We start from the raw sequence: 17,330 nt of genomic DNA on the forward strand, positions 1-17,330 counted from the left end.
GGGCGTGGTCGTGCCCGCGGTCAGGTGCGAATCGTGCTGTCGTCCCCGATTCCTGCGCGAGCTTCGAACTTCACGGAACGCACCGTACGATGGCGAAGGAAAACATCACACGATATCCACTCCCCAAACCCGCCGTCGAGCTCGCGAGCAGCCACGAGGCCGGCTATCTCGAGCATTGCCGGCGCTATTCGATGGAGTGCGAACGAAAGTGAGGGCGGGGGCGACGAGGCTTGCGATTCATCGAATGCAAACCGCGACCTCACCCAACCAGTGCGTCCGTCAGTTGGACAGCGACAGATACTGCGACGTCAACGGCACCGGCGGGAACGGCTGCAAGCCGGTCTGCTTGTTGAAGCTGTAGCGCACGTACACGGCCGCGAGCCACTCGCGATATTCATAGGCATTGCCGAGCGACGCGGTCGCCCCGACCGCGAGCTGCGGCGCGAGCTGATATTCACCGACGCCGCTGATCGAATACGACACGCCGGTCTTGCTCTGACCCGGGTAGACGGCGGTCAGACCGTTGCCGAGGGATTGCGCGGCGGCGGCCGCGTCGCCTTGCCGCGTCGAGCCGTCGTTCAGCGGGAAATAGTTCGACGCATCCTCGCGATAATGCTGCACGCCGATCGAACCCTTCACGTCATATGTAAACAGGCCCGCGCGGCCCGACCATTCGACCGGCAGATTCAGGATCACGTACTGCTGCGGACTGAAGTAGCCGCCCTGGCCGTAAGTGAAGTACGACAGATTGCGGTTGTAGCCCATGATCGTCGTGTTCACGCCGACCGTCAGCGTCTGGTCGGCGTCTTTCAGCAGACGCGTGTAGACACCGCCGCCACCCTTGATCGCGTTGTTGCTCGGCACGTTGGTGCCCATGTAGTGCTGATACGACGCGCTCACGTACAGGCCGCTCGTGCCGTCGTCCCAGCTGAGGCTGGCAAGCGCGCCGTTCGACGTGACGCCGCCCCATTCGAGGCCGGCGGCCGCATCGCGCGCGCCCGCGTACGACAGCAGGCTGTCCGTCACCGCGCGCCGCGCGACCGCGATCGAGTACGAGACCTTGTCGGTGATGCCGCCGTTGTATTGCGCGCCACCGACGATGTTGGTCTCGCGCAAGCCGATCGGCGTCACGCCGATATCGCCGCTGATGCTGCGACTGTCATAGCCGACGGACAGGCCCACACCGCTCGCGGTCTGGCTGCCGTAGTTGTTGGTGCCGTTCTGCGCCGCCGATTTCGACGACGCGGTCGAAAGCCCCGCGCCGAAGCGCGCGAGCGTCGACGTGCTGTTCGACGCGGTGCCTGCGTCGAGCGTGACCGGGGTCGCGGTCACGACCACGTGACCGTTGCCCGCCTTGATACGCCCCTGAATCGGCGCCTCGATGTCGGTGAGCGACGACAGTCCGTCCTCGCCGACGCGATTGCGGAAGATCAGGCCGCCCGACACGGTGCTCGACTGCTCGCGATTGACCTGCGCAAGCTCCTCGGCGACGCCGAGCGTCTGCGCGTTCGCGACGTTCGACTGCGGGTTGTTCTGCGCGTTGCTGCCGGGCGGGTAGTACGGCTGCGCGTAGCCGGCCGGCGGTTGCGGAATGTACGGCTGCTGCGCGTAGTAGCCCTGGTTCGGGTAAGGCTGCTGTTGATAGGGCTGTTGCGGCTGATACGGCTGATACGGCTGCGCGTAGCCCTGCTGCTGCGGATACGGCGGCGGCTGCGCGTAGACCGGCGCGGGTTGGCTCGTTTTCGCCGTGCTCTTCTTGGCGCTCTTCTGCGTGCTCGTGCGTGTCGATCCGTACGGCAGCGCCGTCGTCGACGCGGCGTTGGCCTGCGCCTCGCGCGCGGCCGGCGACATAGGCCACGGTGTGGCCGCATAGCCGTCCTGCGCACCGTAGGGCTGCTGCCCGTTTGCCGGCTGCCCGTATCCGGGTTGCCCGTACGCCGGTTGCCCGTACGCCGGTTGCTGCGGATACGCTTGCTGCTGCGGGTAAGGCTGTGGCTGCGGATACGCTTGCTGCTGCGCATAGGGCTGCGGCTGCGCATAGCCCGCGTCGTACTGCTGCCGCGGCATCGGCTGCCCGGGCGCCTGGCCTGGTCCCGGATAAGGCTGCAACGGCGCGCCCGACTGGCTCGATCCGTTGGATTCCTGTCCGTAGCCGCCGACCTCGGCGGCGGAGCGAGGCGCTCCGTACGGTGCGGCGACCGGCGCGGGCTGTGCGGCAGGCGCGTTATAAGGCGTCGCGGTGGGCGCCGTATAGGGCGCGACATACGGCGCGACATACGGCGAGGACTGAAGGGGCGGCGGATAGTTCGGCACGGTCTGCGTCGGCGAGGAAGACTGCGTATTCAGGAACGGAAGCGCGGGACGCGCGGCATTGTCGGCGACGCCCGAAGGGACGATCGCCGTTTTGCCTTCGAACGGATTGGTGCCCGGCAACGGCGTCGCGCCGATCTGGCTCATCGCCGCTTCCCAGCCGCGCGGCACGTTGGTGCCTGCGTTGCGGGGCGCGTTCGCCGCCAGCGGCGTATTGGCCGCGACCAGCGAGCGTTGCAGATAGGTCGACGCGAGCGACAGCTTGCCTTGGGCGCGATACATGCGCCCCACGGTCGCGAGCACGCCCGGGTCGTTGGGCGCGAGGGCGAGCGCCTGGTTCGCGAGGGTTTCGGCGTAGCTGAACTGCTTCGCGCCGGCCGCAGCCGAGATCGCCGCCTGCAGCAGATTCAGATCGTCGGGGCGGCGCTGCAGCGCGACACGGAAGCTCGTGAGCGCGTTGCGGTCGTCGCCCGCGCTCGCATACATGCGGCCGAGCGCGGCTTGCAGGTCGGGGTTGTCGGGCATCGCGGCGAGCCACGGCGCGATCACGTCGTAGGCGCTCGCGAGATCGCCGCGCAGGCGGACCGCGTCGGCTTGTCGGATGACGATGCCGAGATTCAGGTTGTTGAAGTCAGTGCGCTGCTGCGGCGTCAGTTGCATGCCTTGCAACTGGCGCATCACGGCGCCGAGCTCGGCCTGCTGGTTGGCCGCAGACAGAATGCTCGCGTATTGCAGCAGCAGATCGGTGTTGCCGGGCGCCGCGCTCATCGCGCCGCGCACGAGTGCGAGCGCGCGGCTCGGGTCGCCGGCCTGCTGGTACGCGCCGGCGATCACGCCGATCAGCTCGGGGTTGTTGCCGGCCACCGGCTCGGCGGCGCGCAACGTCGCGATGGCCTGCTGCGTCTGGCCGTTCTTCGCCATGCGCGTCGCGAGGTCGGCCTGCCGATGCACCCACAGCCGATGCTGCAACGTCGTCATCGCATCGGTGCGCTGCGCGGGCGCAATACGGTCGAGCTGCGCGAGACCGGTCGACCAGTCCTGCGTTTCCGCCGACAGCAGCGCGCTCGCGTACAGCGCATCGGTCATGTCCGGACGCGTGGCGAGCAGACCGTCCATCATGCTGCGCGCATTCGCGACTGCGCCCTGGCGCACGTAGATGCGCGCGAGGTCGAGCCGCAGCCACGGATCGTCGGGCTTGTTCAGCAGCGCGTCTTCGAACAGGCTGCGCGCGCTGCCGAGATCGCCGCGCGCTTCGGCCGCGCGCGCCTGCGCTGCCTGCGCGTCGCCGCGCAAACGGTCGATGCCGCCGACCTTCGCCTGTTGTTGCGCGTTCAGCTGATTGGCGAACTGCAGCGCCTCGTCGGCACGGCCCTGCGCGGCGAGCGCACCGACGAGGCCGCGAATCGCATCCGGGTTGTCGGCCTGGCGGCGCAGTGCCATCCGGTATGCCTGCTCGGCGCCGGCCGGGTCGCCGGTCGTGAGCAGCATTTCACCGAGCTGCACCTGGGCGGTCACGTCGGACGGATTCAGCGCGATCGCGCGCTCGAACAGTGCCTTCGCCTTCGCGAACTCGCCATTGCTGCGCGCGCCGATCGCTTCGCTCGTGTAGGTCCAGTAGGTCGCGCTGTCGAGCGCGGTTTTCCAGCGCGCCGGATTCGGTCCGCGCGAGGCACGCTCGAGGTAGTTGCGCGCCTCGGCGAAACGCTCCTGCTTCAGCGCGGCGATGCCCATGCCGCCGAGCGCGTCGGTATCGTTAGGACTGTTCGCGAGTACCGACGAGAACCTGGCGCGCGCGCTCACGAGGTCGTCGCGGTCGAGCGCGGCGAAGCCGTCGGCGATCACGCGGCCGCGCGCGTCGGCGGCGGCGTTTTCCTGCGCGCGGGCGCGCGCCGCGCTGCCCTGCTGCACCATCGATTCGAAGCGCGCCTTCACGGCGGCATCTTCACCGGCGGTCTGGAAGTACGACTCGTACAGCGCGGCGTCCGAGGGCCGCGCGTCGAGCCACAGCAGCGCCTGGCGCCAGCTCTTTTTCGCCGCCGCGCCGACCGAGGCGTCGCCGGCGAGCTTTTGCAGCCGCGCGATACCGTCGCGCCGCGTGACGTCGCGATAGGTCAGATGCTGCGCGTACGCGAGTGCGAACCGCGGGTCGTTGGGGTTGTCGTGGGCGAGCTGTTCGAGGCCGCGGCGTGCTTCGTCCCAGCCCTGCGGCGTCGCCGACAGCGCCTGGTAATACTCGAGCTGCAACTGGGGCGTGGTGGGCTTGCCGGCCAGCGCGCGCTGATACTCCTGCACCGCGCTCGCGCTCTGACCGGCTTGCGCGAGCCGGCGCGCCTCGCTGATGGTCTGGTCGCGCGGGCTCGTTTCGCCAAGGCGGCGGCCGAGCTCATCGAGATTCGGATAATTCGGCGCGGCCGCCTTCAGCCGCGCGAGGTATTGCTGCGCGCCGGCGCCGTCCTTGCGGTCGGCCAGCACCATGCCCATGCCGAACAGGGCGTCGGGCTGCTTCGGATCGATGCTGAGCACCTTCTGCCAGGCCTGCTCGGCGAGGTCGCCGCGCTGATGCGACTGCCAGTACTTGCCCTGATCGATCAGCACGGTCAGCGGATCTTTGCTCGCCTGCGCGAGCGCATCGGGGGCGGCCGCGGCCGCGCACAAGACCGCGCCGACGGACAGCGCGATATGCAGCGACCCGGCGAGGGCGTTCAATCGCATGCGGTCCTCCAGGCGGGCACGAGACTGCCGGCTTCATCGAAGCGATAGCGGCCATCGATGAACCCCGTGCCGAACAGACCCAACACACGATCGTAGTACACCGGTTCACGGCCCGGAACGTTCGCGTCGAGCGCGGCGAGCCGCGTGCGCGCGAGGCCGAGTCCGTGCTCGTCGCCCAGCGTCTTGAAGTAAGGCGCGAGCGCGCCCCAATAGCTGAGCGGGCCTTCGCCGCTCGCCGCGCCGGTGGTCGACGACACCTTCTCCGGCGGGAAGCCGTTCTGCGCGACCTTCGCGCGCATGCCGCCGAGCGCGCCGAGCCACGGCTTCGCGAGCGGATCGGCGGGCGAAGCGAGGCCGGCCCACAGATAGACGCGGATCGCATCGTAGCTGCCGACGTCGCCGTTCTTCGGATCGACGACGAACCGACCGTTCTGCCACGCCGCCCAGTCAGGCGCGAAGCCTTGCGGCGACACGGTTTTGACGAACTGATAAGCGTTGTCGGCGAGCTTGGCCCACGGGCCGTCCGGCACCTCGTGCGCGAGCGCGCGCAACACCGGCAGCGGCAGATAGCTCGGATTCAGACGCGTGACGTTGCCGTTCCTGAAGCCCTGCGCCCCCGGCAGCAGCATCGGCCCGAGGCCAGATAGATTCGCGACTTCGTCGCGCGCGATGCGCTCGGCGAGTGCCTGGCCCAGTTGCGTGTAGGCGGGGTTGTGCCACAGGCGGCCGGCCTGCAGCAGATCGTAGGCGATCCACAGGTCGGAATCCGACGCCGAATTCGGATCGAGCACGCCGTACGAGCCGTCCGGCTTCTTGCCCCATTGCCATGCGGGCAGCCGCAGGTTCTGGGCGTCGAACTGGTTGCCCGCGAGATTCGCGCGGGTCCAGCCGAGCAGCTTGTCGAAGGTCGCGCGGTCGTTGGCGACCAGCGCGAAAAAGAGCGCGTAGGACTGGCCTTCCGAGGTGGTCTGCTGGGCCGGCGTCGAGTAATCGATCACGCGGCCGTCGGCCTGGACGAAGCGTTGCACGAAGCTTTGCCAGGCGACCCAGTCGCCGCATGCAGCGCCGTTCTGCGCGGCCTGAGCGGCGCCGCTCAAACCCGCCAGACTGGCCGACGCCGTCATGCCGATACCGAGCGCCAGCGCAAAAGAGGTTCTTCTGTTGATCCGAAACCGCATACGAGTCATATCCGTTCCATCAGTCCTTCAGCCAACGCACGGCGATCGCGCGTCAGTCCTTCAGTCGACGCGCGGCGATCGCGCGAAGCGTCCGGTAGCACAAGGCCGCGATGATCAGCGCGGCGAGCACGCCGCCGAGCAACAGCAGCAGCGGATGCGACGATAGTGCCCAGCGCAGATACTCCTGCGGCGACAGACGGCCCACGTAGTATGCGGTGCCGTTCGACGTGATGGTGACGGCGCGGCCATGGATCACGGCCATCGCGCCTTGAATCTTCGGCAGCACGTCGGCGTCGAGCAGCGCGGCGGACAGATCGGCATCCGACTTGCCGGCCGCGCTGATCAGCGCAACCGCGCTGCGGCCTCGCTGCAGCGGCGACTCGAAGCCGGTTAGCAGCGCCGCGCCGTTCGAGCTGACCATCGTCAGATCGGCACGCGCGGGCGTGCGCTCGACGCCGCGCTCGCCGTGCCACCAGTCCCGCAGCTTGAACACCAGGTCGGTGAGCTGGAACGTGTGCGCGGCGCCGTCGCTGGAGAACGGCATCGACTTCGACCAGCGCTGCAACAGCGGCTGCTTGCCAGGCGCGCCGAACACCAGCAGGTCCTTGTCGGCGAGGCGGTCGACGTCGGCCGCATGGGTGACGGTCACGCCGGAGACCGGATAGCCGGTCGATTCGCCCATCCGGCCCATCGTCAGCAGATACAGGCTGTAGTCGCTCGCGTCCGGGTCGTCCGGCAGCACGACGGCGGTCTCGGAGAGGTCCGCCATCCGCGTGAACGGAAAGCCGCTGTTGGCGAACGCGGCCAGATCGGGCAGCGCCATGTAGTGCGGGAACGACGACAGGTCGATCGTCGAGTTCGGATCGATCGCGCCGACCACGTTCTGCAACAGGCGGCCCGCGCATTCGCCGGTGTTCGGGATGTCGTAGTAGAAGTGCAGCCGCAGCTGTGTGCGCGGCGTCATCAGCAGCGGCGGGATGCGGATGTTGCGGCGCGCGTCGGCGGTGCCGTCGGGCATGATGAGGTTGAAGTAGCGGCTCAGGTCGAACACCGACGCAGGGCGCGCCGGAATCGGCAGCGCCTGCACGAAGCCGTTGTTCACGCTGACGTTCAGCGACGAGCGGTCGCGCGCCGGCCGCACCGTGTAGCGGTAGCGCAGATCGATCGGCACGCCGCGCGTGTGCCACATGAACAGATCGGGCGGCACCCGCATGTTGATGCGCACCGCGTCGGCGTCGTAGCCGAACACGGTCAGGTCTTTCGGATCGGCTAGCTCGCCGAAGCGCACCGCGCGGTCGGTCGGCAGCCAGTTCGGCGCGTCGTACGGCACGCGCGGCGTAATTTCGTTCAGTGACGTGATCGTGGCGCTCGCGCCGGACAGCGCGCTATGGCCGATCCCGAGCGACTTCGCGGCGGTCTTCAGCTCGGCCTCGTTGCGGCCGAGCACGAGCAGCAGCTTGCCGCGCGCGTTCGCGTCGCGCTCGACCACCGCGATGGTCGGCCCGGTGATCTCGGGAATCGTCACGCCGGCCGGATGCTGGTCGCTGGTCGCGAACACGACCGCGTTGCCCGACAGCGGCGGGTTGTCGAGCTGGGCGGGAAACACCGCGCCGCGGTAGCCGGCGAGCGAGCCGAACCACGACGCGACGATGCCGGCGGCTTCGAGCGTGCCGTTGCCCGGCTTCTGCGCGAGCACGAACGGCAGCTCGAGGCGGCGCACGTCGCGGCGGTCGAAGAAAGGCTGCGGCAGCGCGGCCAGCTCCGCTTTCGTCGCGAGCGACGAGTAGGTCAGGTCGAGCGAGCTCGCATTGCTGATCGTCGCCCACAGCGACGAGTTCGCGGGGTCTTCGCAGGCCGTCGTGTAGTGGCCGATCAGCTGCAGGTTCAGGTGGTTGAAGTCGGTGATGAAGCGCGGATCGATCGTGATCTCGCGCGCGACCAGCATGCCGGCCTGCTCGTGCGGCAGCGGCAGTGTCGCCGCGACTTCGCCGTTGACCAGCACCTTCAGCTGCGACAGGTTCGCCAGCAGCGCGGGCGAATAACTGTAGATCAGATGCAGCGTCGCGCCGGTCACGACCTCGTCGCCGCGCACCGAGAACACGATGCCGTTCTGTCCGTCGACGCCGCGCAATTGCAGCGGGTCGAGCGCGCCGAAGTCGGCGAACGTCAGCGTCTGGCGGCGGCCTCCGGGCACCAGCGTGCCGGGCTCGGCGGTGGTCGGCGTGCGCATGCCGAGCGCCTTCACCGAGGCCGCCGCGAGCGCGGGCGTCGGCGTGGCGAGCTGGCCCTGGGCGATCGCGTTCGGATCGAACGGCACCGCCGCGCTCGGCGCGGGCACGTTGCCGACGCCGGTCGCGACTTGCGGGGTTTGCGGCGCGCCGGCGGGTGCCGCCGCGTCCGACGCCGGTTTGGCCGCGGCGGCGGCAGGGCTGGCCGCTTCAGCGAGCGGCACGAATGACGTCAGCGCGGTCTGCAGCGCGAGCCAGCAGGCGACGCCGCGCATGATTCGCCGCGAGTGTCGCAAGCCGTGACAAGCAAACAGGCGCGATTGGGGTCCAATGCTGTTGCGCCCGTGTGCCGGGCGTTCGATATTGTCCGTGGCCATCCGGTAGCCCATAGATCAGTCTTTCGTTTTTAGCTTCTTGACGTCCGCGGGACGGCTTTTGATCGAACTGCGCAAGTCGTCGTACAGATGTTCGAACAGCCCCGCGATGCCGCGCACGCCGACCTTCAGCACGTGCGACAGACCGCGCAGCGGTGTGTCCGTCTCGCGTCCCTCGGCCCAGCCGGTCCACGCGTCCGCGCGCGCGAAGGTGGTTTTGACGAACTCGTACTCCTGTTCGCGCGACATCGACGAAAAGCGCAGCCCCACGCGTCCCGGCCCGGTAAAACTGACGGTGGCGGGGAACGCGTACTCTTCGTCGCCGCGGAACAGCGACACGGTCACGCGCTCCTGCATCGGCACTTCGATGGTGCTGGGCAGCGCGACGCCGACGCCGCCTTCCGAGTAGTCGATCGTTTCGCACGCGAGCGTGCGGCCGGTCGAGAACTTCAGCATCACGGGCATCTTCATCGCGACGCGCGGCACCGCGCGGATCTGGCGGCGCTCGCTCGCGGCGGCCACGCTCGCGCCGAGGATCAGCATGTTGTAGCTGGTCCACGCGAGATTGAGCAGCGTGGTCTCGACGATGCTGCGCACGTGCCAGTTCATGTAGATGTGCACGAGACCCGCGAGGAAGCCGAGCAGGTTCAGCAGCAGCAGGAACAGATACGGTCGCGAGATCGACCAGTCGAAGTAGCTCTTCTCGATCACGCCGCCCTTGGCCGTCACGTTGAACTTGCCGAGCTTCGGGTTGATCAGCGCGAGCAGCGTCGGCGCGGTGATGTACGACGCCAGCACCGACTCGTACACCTCGGCCCAGAACGAATGGCGGAACAGGCGCTGCATCCGCGAGTTCGTGATGCTCGCGTGCATCATGTGCGGCAGCGCGTAGATCGCGATCGTGCTGGCCGCCGCCTCGATCACATGCGCCCCGAAGAACAGATACGACAGCGGCGCGGTCAGGAACACGAGACGCGGCACGCCGTAGAAGAAGTGCATCATCGCGTTCAGGTAACACAGCCGCTGGCCGATCTTCAGCCCCTTGCCGGTGAGCGGATTGTCGATGCGGAAGATCTGCGTCATGCCGCGCGCCCAGCGGATGCGCTGGCCGATGTGGCCCGACAGGCTTTCGGTCGCGAGGCCTGCGGCCTGCGGAATCGCCAGATACGCGGTGGTGTAGCCGAGGCGGTGCAGCTTCAGCGCGGTGTGTGCGTCCTCGGTGACGGTCTCCACCGCGATGCCGCCGATCTCGTCGACCATGCTCCGGCGCAGCAGCGCGCACGAGCCGCAGAAGAACGTCGCGTTCCACAGATCGTTGCCGTCCTGCACGAGGCCGTAGAACAGCTCGCCTTCGTTCGGCACCTTGCGGAAAGTGCCGAGGTTGCGCTCGAACGGGTCGGCGGAGAAGAAGTGGTGCGGCGTTTGCAGCATCGACAGCAGCTTGTCGCGCAGGAACCAGCCGAGGCCGATCTGCAGGAACGAGCGGGTCGGGATGTGATCGCAGTCGAAGATCGCGAGGTACTCGCCGCTCGTGATCTTCAGCGCCTCGTTGATGTTGCCGGCCTTCGCGTGGCGATTGTGCGTGCGGATCGTCCAGTTCACGCCGACTTCCTCGCAGAACGCCCTGAACTCGGCGCGGCGGCCGTCGTCGAGCACGTGGATCGACATCTTGTCGGCCGGGTAGTCGAGCGCGAGCGCCGCGTAGACGGTCGGCTTCACGACGGCGAGCGGCTCGTTGTAGGTCGGGATGAACACGTCGACGGTCGGCCATTCGTCGCGATTGGCGGGCAGCGGCATTGGCTTGCGCTTGAGCGGCCACGCGGTCTGGAAGTAGCCGAGCATCAGCACGATCGTCGCGTAGAGTTCGGCGGACACGAGCAGCAGACCCCAGGTGGCGTCGAGCGGATGCTCCCAGTACGTCGTTTCGGTCAGCCGCCAGTACATGTAGCGGCCCGACGCGACGATCGACAGCATGATCATCACCATCGTCGCGTAGCGGCCGGGCCGACGGCGAAACAGCAGCGCGAGCACGAAGCACAGGGTCGCGAAGGTCAGCTGCTGATAGAACTCGAGCGGCACCGTGAACACGAAGTACAGCATGTACAGCGCGAGCATCGTGACGAGCCCGGTGACGATGCGGCTGTTCCAGAAGCTTGCGTCGATGAAGCGTTGGAACCGCGACGGCTCGCCGCCCTCGGGCTCGCGCGAGGAGGCTGGACTGCTCATGCGACGTTCCTTGGCTGGGCGGCAATAGCGTCGAGCGCCGCCATGAGCCAGGCGGCGCATGCGCGGAAATCGGCGGCGGCCTGGCTCAGCGGATCGTAATGGATCAGTGTGGTGTCGCAGGCGAGCGCTTCGCTGACGCCTTCGTCGAGATGGATCACGCCGGGGAACACCTTGCCGGCGAGCATCTGACGCAGCACCTTCAGCACGTCCTTGCTCAACTGGCGGGATTGGTCGATCTGGTTGATCACGTAGCCGACGCCGCCGAAATCCGCGCGCGGCGCCGCATAGGTTTCGATCAGCCGCTCCATCTGCGGGATCGCCGCGTACGACGCGGCGTCGGCGAGCACGATGTTCAACGCGAAGGTGGCCGCGCTCAGCGCGGTTCGCACGTAGGTCGACGAGCCGGGCGGCGTATCGACGATCACGATGTCGGACGCATCGAGCCGCAGGTGCTGCAGCGACTGCGTGAGCCATTGCGGATGCTGGTCGATCTGCGCCTCGAGGCGGCGGCGGTCGTCCTCCAGCAGCGCGCCGTACGGCAGCACGGTCACGCCGTCGATACCGTCGAACATCACCGTTTGCCACGGGTTGCCCGACAGAGTCGCGCGCGACAGGCCGTCGATGCTGTCGAGCGGCACGCCGAAGTGCAGCCGCAGGGCGTTCTGCGGATCGAGATCGAGTGCAATCACACGCCGGCCGCTGTTGGCGAGCACGGAAGCGAGATTGGCGGCGAGGGTGGTCTTGCCGACCCCCCCTTTGGCGGACACCACGGCAATGACTTTCATGAGCGACGCGGACCGTTGGTGAGCCACGAGGCGAAGCCGCCGCGCGCGGTGCCGGCGGGTGCTTGCGCGCCTTGGGCGGACGTGCCGCGCAGACGGTCGAACACCGAGTTCAGCGACGCGGGCGCGGCCGCTTGCGGCGGCGCGCTCGGGGTTTGCGCTGCAAACATCTTGCCGAGGCTCGACGGCGGTTGGGCCGGTTGCGCGGGTTGGGCCGTATAGGTGGGTTGCGGCGCTGGTGGCGGTGACATCGACGATGCCGGTGCCGTGCTCGCGCTGCCATAAGCGGGCGCGGCGGGCGCGGCGGGGCGTGTCCTGCCTGGCGCGACAGGCGCAATCGTTTGCGCGGCCGCCTCGTCGAGTTCGTCAGCCGTGCGGAAGCGTGACGCGCCGCTCGGCGCCGCGGGCTGGGCCGCGGCCACAGGTACCGGTGGAATGTCACGCCGGTGCGGGCGCGTGAACAGCGGTGCCTTCGCGCGCGTCACGGATGCCATGTCCTTCGGTGTCGTGTCCTCGTGGACGGCGGCCCGTGGCGCCACGGTTATCGGCGGCTGTGGTTTCGCGTCGCGAAGCTGGCCGATTGCCGGAATGGCCGGTTGCGTCAGATCGAGCGTCACGAGCAGCGGCCAACGAGTGCGCGCGGTGCGCGCGTCGTTCTCGCGGCCGATCTCCTGGTACGCGTTGGCGTCGCCGCCAAATTGCTCGAACAGTTTTTCGATGTCGCTCGATGAACTCATGATGCCGTCGTCTGTTACATACCGTGCATGGCCCCAAACCGACTGCTCGGGGTGCTGTTTACTTGAACTGCCTTCTCTGATCCTGCATGGCGGCTGTATCGCCGTCGCACACTCGTTCGCACGTACGCGTGCAGAACCGCTGGTGCTCAGGCGGGGTGACGGCCGAGGCGGAATTCGAGCGAGCTGTCCTCGCCGAACGCGCTCGTCTGCACGACCGACAAACCCTGTGCGCCCAACGCGTTCAACCATGACTGATAGGCGCCTTCGAGAAATGCCGGCGTCCAGGCGAGCGCCGATTCGCCGAAGGCGGGCAGCGGCGCGCAATAGTGAATGATGCGCAGCCACTCCGCCTCATCGGCGAGCGCGACGTAACCCCAATCCATCTGATGCCAGTAAGAATTCAATACCTGCTCGAGTTCGGCCGTCGATGCGCAGGCGGGCAGCGGATGCGCGAGCGCGAAACGGCTGCCGACGCGATGCATCAGCTGGCGCAACTCGTCGTGTCCGATTTGCGCTTCGAACTCGCTCGCCAGCGCGCTCAGCATGCCGCGCCATTGCGGCGAGATTTGGCGTTCGAGCAGATAGTTGAGGATTGGGACCATGTTTTCCGGAAGTGGTCGCGGCCCGTTGCACATTGCGAACGTGACAGCCATTGAGCATCGGAGTCGTTCGGCAATCGGGCGCCGATTACGTCATTTCTACCGGGTTGTCTAGGGTGCCCGGCACACATCGTGAGAAGTCTACTTAAGAGACCGGCTTTTAGCCACTTCCATTGTTCAGCTTATACGTTAATGAATGCGCATTCGAGACACATGAACTGCGTAATTTTTGCTGCTTAAAAGAAATTGAAAGGTTAATCTTCGCCTGGCGCGCGAAAAGGCTTGCGGAACCATAGGTGTATTAGCCGGCAATCCGGCCTGCTTTGCGCTTGAGTCTTTTAATCATGCACTCGGCGGATGGTGAGTCGCGCGAAAGATCGGCGCGGCGTTCGATTCAAATAATTTGCAATGCTCAATCCACTCACTATTCTGCTGGTCACGATTCTGGCGGACGCAATGGCGATGGCCGTGCTGCTGTCGCTAAGGCGCGCGAAGATTCCCGGTGTCAACTACTGGATCGCCGCCAACGCGCTCGCGGCCGTGGCCCGCTTATGTGGGGCTGCTGTTCGTGCTGGTCGGCATGGTCTACTGGACCTTCGTCGCACCGAACTTCAATGCGCGCGTCGCGCTGGTGTCCGCCTATCACGCGGGCCTCTATGGGGTGCTCGGGCTGTTGATGCTGACCGGACGCCCGGCCAACCGGCCGCGCTACAGCTTCTACTTTCTCGCGACAGCGGCGCTGCTGCTGTGCCTCGGTCACACGACGCGGCGCCATGTACGGCTCGCGCAGATGATGGCGCGCGCCCACCGTGCGTTGTACACGGCGAAAGCTGCGGGGCGCGATCGGGTGATGGCGGCGTAGCGCGGCCCGGCCGGTGGCCGGATCGCCGGATCGCACAGTGGGAAAGCAGCACGACTTCAAGCACGTAGGCGCCGAATTTATACGTCGTGTTACGTTAGCCATAAATGTTTATCGAACGTTTGCCGATAACTATTGGCGGAGTGACCGGAAACCCTGATCAACCATCTATGTCTGCCATCCCGACGCAGCACCTGCCCGAGCCAAGCATGCGTGAGCGCTTTCACCGGCGCTCGCTCGACCATCAGCGGCCGCTTTCCCTCGTGACGATGGGCTTCACGGTGGTTGCGTTCCTGTGCATGGTAACGGCGCGCGAACTGATCGGCGCACCGGCCGGGCCGCTCGCGTACCGGCTGCTATGCGCGCTCCTGCTCGCGCTGCTGGTGCTGGCGATCCCACGCGCGAAGTCGACGGCGCTGTTCGGCGCGATCGGCGTCGCGTACGAACTGGTGCTGATCGCCGGGCTCGTGCTGAACGCGAAGGGCCTCGCGCATCCGTTGCCGTGGCTATTGCCCGCATTCGTGGTGATACCGATCTGCGCGGCGCCGCTATGGCTCACGCCCGCGCATTTCGTCACCGGCAGCGTGGTGTTCTACGCGGCGGCCATCGCGCTGCTGCGCGGCAAAGCTCATGCGCCCGAGGTTGACGCGGCCGTGTGGACGTGGGTCATCGCGATCGGTGCGCCGACGGCGGTGGTATTCCATTTCGGCTTCTACCGTTTCCGGCGCAATCACTTTCTGCTCGAGAGCCAGCTCGCGCAACTCGCGGCGACCGATCCGCTGACCGGCCTGCAAAATCGTCGCTCGTTCGTCAAGCACGCGGAGAGACGCCTCGAGACGCTGGCGCCAGGGGCGCAGATCAGCGCGATCTTTCTCGACATCGACAGCTTCAAGTCGCTCAACGACCGCTTCGGTCATGCGGTCGGCGACCATGCGCTGTTCCAGGTCGCGCAGGTGCTGAAGGACGCGGTTGCGCTCTACCAAAGCGTGAGCCGCATCGGCGGCGAGGAATTCGCGCTGCTGCTCGACGATGATCTCACCGGCGCGCTGCAGATCGCCGAGCGGCTGCGTCTCGACATCGCCGGGATCGAACGGCCGGACGGCCATCTGACCGCGAGCTTCGGCGTCGCCGAGCATCGGCGCGGCGAAAGCTTCATGATGCTGCTCGATCGCGCGGACGAAGCCTTGCTGCGCGCGAAGCAGACGGGGCGCAACCGTGTCTGCGCGGAACGCGCGCTGCCGTTCGACGCGCTGCAGTCACCGTTCGGCGATCCGAGCGCCGACGCGGCGCGTTACCGCTGGGAAGACTTCTATCTGATCTCGCACTTTCAGCCGCTCTACAGCCTATCGCATCAGAAGCAGGTCGGCTTCGAGGCGCTGCTGCGCGGAGAGCATGACGACGGCACGCTGGTGCCGCCGGTCGTGATGTTCGCGCCGAAGCCGTCGAGCGACGAAGGCGCGCTCGACCGCGCGAGCCACGCGGTGCATCTCGGCAACGCGCGTCGCGCGCTGCCCGGCGACGCGTGGCTGTTCCTGAACATCCTGCCGTCCACCTTCGTCGCCGAAGGCTACGCCGACCAGTTGACGAAGATCGTGCGTGTGGCAGGGCTCGAACCCGAGCGCGTGATTCTGGAGATTCTCGAATCGCATGGCGGCAGCGTCGACGAGATGTCGCGCGCGGCGGCGCGCTATCGCCAGCACGGCTTCCTGATCGCAGTCGACGACTTCGGCGCGGGCCAGTCGAATCTCGACCGGCTGCTGCGGATCCGGCCGGACCTCGTCAAGCTCGACGGCGAGCTGATTCGCGCGACCACGTACGGCACGCAGCAGCCGATCTTGCCGAAACTCGTGTCGCTGCTGCACCAGGCGGGGATGCTGGTGGTCGTCGAAGGCGTCGAGACGGCCGACGAGCTGATTCTCGCGGTCGAGTCGAATGTCGATTTCGCGCAGGGCTATCTGCTAGGGCGGCCCGCGTCAGAGATCGCGCCGCCCGAGTCGGTGCATCGCCAGATCGACGATGCGTTCGACGTGATCGCGCAGGGCCGTGCGCATCAGCATGCGTTGTTCGAATCCGAAATGGAGCCGTACCGGCTCGAACTGCGGCGCGCGGCCGACGGCTTGCGCGCCGGCGCCATGATGGACGACGCGTTCGCGCTGCTCGCCACCTTCGAGCGTTGCATCAGCTGTTTCATCCTCGACGCCACCGGCCGCCAGATCGGTCACGAGGTGCGCGGGCCCGCATGGTGCGAGGACGCGGCGTCGCTGCAGCCGGTCGCGAATCCGCGCGATGCGCGCTGGGATCATCGGCCGTACTTCCGCAATGCGGTGCTGCTGCCCGGCGAGGCGGTCACCAGTAATCCTTATCTGTCGCTCGCGAGCGGGCGGCCGTGCATCGCAGTGACACTTGCCGTGCAGCTGGCGACCGGGCGCTGTGTGATGGGGGTCGAGCTGGATTGGTCGGCGCGAGGCTTGCCTTGGCCGGCGGGCGAGTAGGGGAAGTGAAAGGCTTTCGCTTCAATACCCGCCTTTGACCTGCGGCGCGCTCGCCGCCAGGTCCTTGTACGACGCGGCGAGGTCCGCGGCCGCGCGGCTCAGCAAGCCGGTGTCCGTGCCGACCGCGACGAAGGTCGCGCCCGCCGCCAGATATTCGGCCGCCAGCGCGGGATCAGGGGCGAGCACGCCCGCTGCCTTGCCAGCGGTGCGCACGGTGTCGATGCCGTGGCGAATCGCGTCGCGCACGCGCGCGTCGCCCGGCTTGCCGAGCAATCCCATCGACGCGCTCAGATCCGACGGCCCGAAAAACACGCCATCGACGCCATCCACATGCGCGATCTCCACGAGATTGTCGAGGCTCTGCACGGTCTCCGCCTGCACGATCACGCACAGTTCGTCGGCGGCGGTGTCCAGATAGTCGGACACGCGATTCCAGCGCGACGCACGCGCGAGCGCGCTGCCGACGCCGCGAATGCCTTGTGGCGGATAACGCGTGGCCGCGACCGCATCGAGCGCTTGCGCGGCCGTATCGATCATTGGCAGCAGCAGCGTTTGCGCGCCGATGTCGAGCAACTGCTTGATCAGCGCGGCGTCGCTGCGTACCGGCCGCACGACCGGATGCGACGGATACGCGGCGACCGCCTGCAATTGCGACAGCGTGCTGCGCACGTCGTTCGGTGCGTGCTCGTTGTCGATCAGCAGCCAGTCGAAGCCGGCGGTGGCGAGCAGCTCGGTCACGTAGGCGTCGGCGAGCGCGGCCCACAGGCCGAACTGCGGTCTGCCTTCGGCGAGCGCGCGCTTGAAGGGGTTGTTCGGCAAGGACATATTGATGC

Annotated in this window: 10 protein-coding genes; 2 read left to right on the forward strand and 8 right to left on the reverse strand. The window is 67.3% G+C overall.

Going from position 1 to position 17,330, the window contains the following annotated elements:
* Positions 1 to 279 precede the first annotated feature (279 nt).
* From HDG33_RS27345 to bcsD, 7 genes are all read right to left on the reverse strand, one after another.
* Positions 280 to 5,022, reverse strand: a complete 4,743-nt coding sequence (locus HDG33_RS27345; RefSeq protein WP_184036403.1) for a cellulose synthase subunit BcsC-related outer membrane protein — start codon at positions 5,020 to 5,022, stop codon at positions 280 to 282.
* Complete coding sequence (gene bcsZ / locus HDG33_RS27350) at positions 5,013 to 6,200, reverse strand: cellulose synthase complex periplasmic endoglucanase BcsZ (RefSeq protein WP_184036406.1); 1,188 nt, start codon at positions 6,198 to 6,200, stop codon at positions 5,013 to 5,015. Before bcsZ ends, HDG33_RS27345 begins: the two co-directional genes overlap by 10 nt.
* Positions 6,201 to 6,252: 52 nt before the next feature.
* Complete coding sequence (bcsB, locus tag HDG33_RS27355; RefSeq protein WP_184036408.1) at positions 6,253 to 8,817, reverse strand: cellulose biosynthesis cyclic di-GMP-binding regulatory protein BcsB; 2,565 nt, start codon at positions 8,815 to 8,817, stop codon at positions 6,253 to 6,255.
* A gap of 3 nt (positions 8,818 to 8,820) precedes the next feature.
* On the reverse strand, positions 8,821 to 11,028 hold the full coding sequence (gene bcsA, locus HDG33_RS27360) for a UDP-forming cellulose synthase catalytic subunit (protein ID WP_184036411.1): 2,208 nt from the start codon (positions 11,026 to 11,028) through the stop codon (positions 8,821 to 8,823).
* Positions 11,025 to 11,813 carry a cellulose biosynthesis protein BcsQ gene (gene bcsQ, locus HDG33_RS27365; protein ID WP_184036414.1) on the reverse strand — a complete coding sequence of 263 codons (789 nt, stop codon included), beginning with the start codon at positions 11,811 to 11,813 and terminating at the stop codon, positions 11,025 to 11,027. The genes bcsA and bcsQ overlap by 4 nt, the downstream gene beginning before the upstream one ends.
* Positions 11,810 to 12,547: a cellulose biosynthesis protein BcsP gene (gene bcsP / locus HDG33_RS27370; protein ID WP_184036417.1), complete on the reverse strand. Its 738-nt coding sequence runs from the start codon at positions 12,545 to 12,547 to the stop codon at positions 11,810 to 11,812. The genes bcsQ and bcsP overlap by 4 nt, the downstream gene beginning before the upstream one ends.
* A gap of 146 nt (positions 12,548 to 12,693) precedes the next feature.
* A complete protein-coding gene (gene bcsD, locus HDG33_RS27375; RefSeq protein WP_184036420.1) occupies positions 12,694 to 13,149 on the reverse strand; it encodes a cellulose biosynthesis protein BcsD in 456 nt (151 codons plus the stop codon).
* 499 nt (positions 13,150 to 13,648) lie between these two features.
* On the opposite strand from bcsD, the gene HDG33_RS27380 reads away from it, so the two are divergent.
* Both HDG33_RS27380 and HDG33_RS27385 read left to right on the forward strand, forming a co-directional pair.
* Entirely contained in the window at positions 13,649 to 14,008 is a 360-nt protein-coding gene (locus HDG33_RS27380; RefSeq protein ID WP_260330599.1) for a hypothetical protein, read from the forward strand.
* A gap of 167 nt (positions 14,009 to 14,175) precedes the next feature.
* Entirely contained in the window at positions 14,176 to 16,497 is a 2,322-nt protein-coding gene (locus HDG33_RS27385) for a bifunctional diguanylate cyclase/phosphodiesterase (protein ID WP_184036423.1), read from the forward strand.
* Between the two features lie 21 nt (positions 16,498 to 16,518).
* On the opposite strand, the gene hpaI is transcribed toward HDG33_RS27385, so the two are convergent.
* Positions 16,519 to 17,322 carry a 4-hydroxy-2-oxoheptanedioate aldolase gene (hpaI, locus tag HDG33_RS27390; RefSeq protein ID WP_184036426.1) on the reverse strand — a complete coding sequence of 268 codons (804 nt, stop codon included), beginning with the start codon at positions 17,320 to 17,322 and terminating at the stop codon, positions 16,519 to 16,521.
* Positions 17,323 to 17,330: the final 8 nt, after the last annotated feature.

The organism is Paraburkholderia sp. Cpub6 (assembly GCF_014201065.1).
Taxonomy (GTDB): Bacteria; Pseudomonadota; Gammaproteobacteria; order Burkholderiales; family Burkholderiaceae; genus Paraburkholderia; species Paraburkholderia tuberum.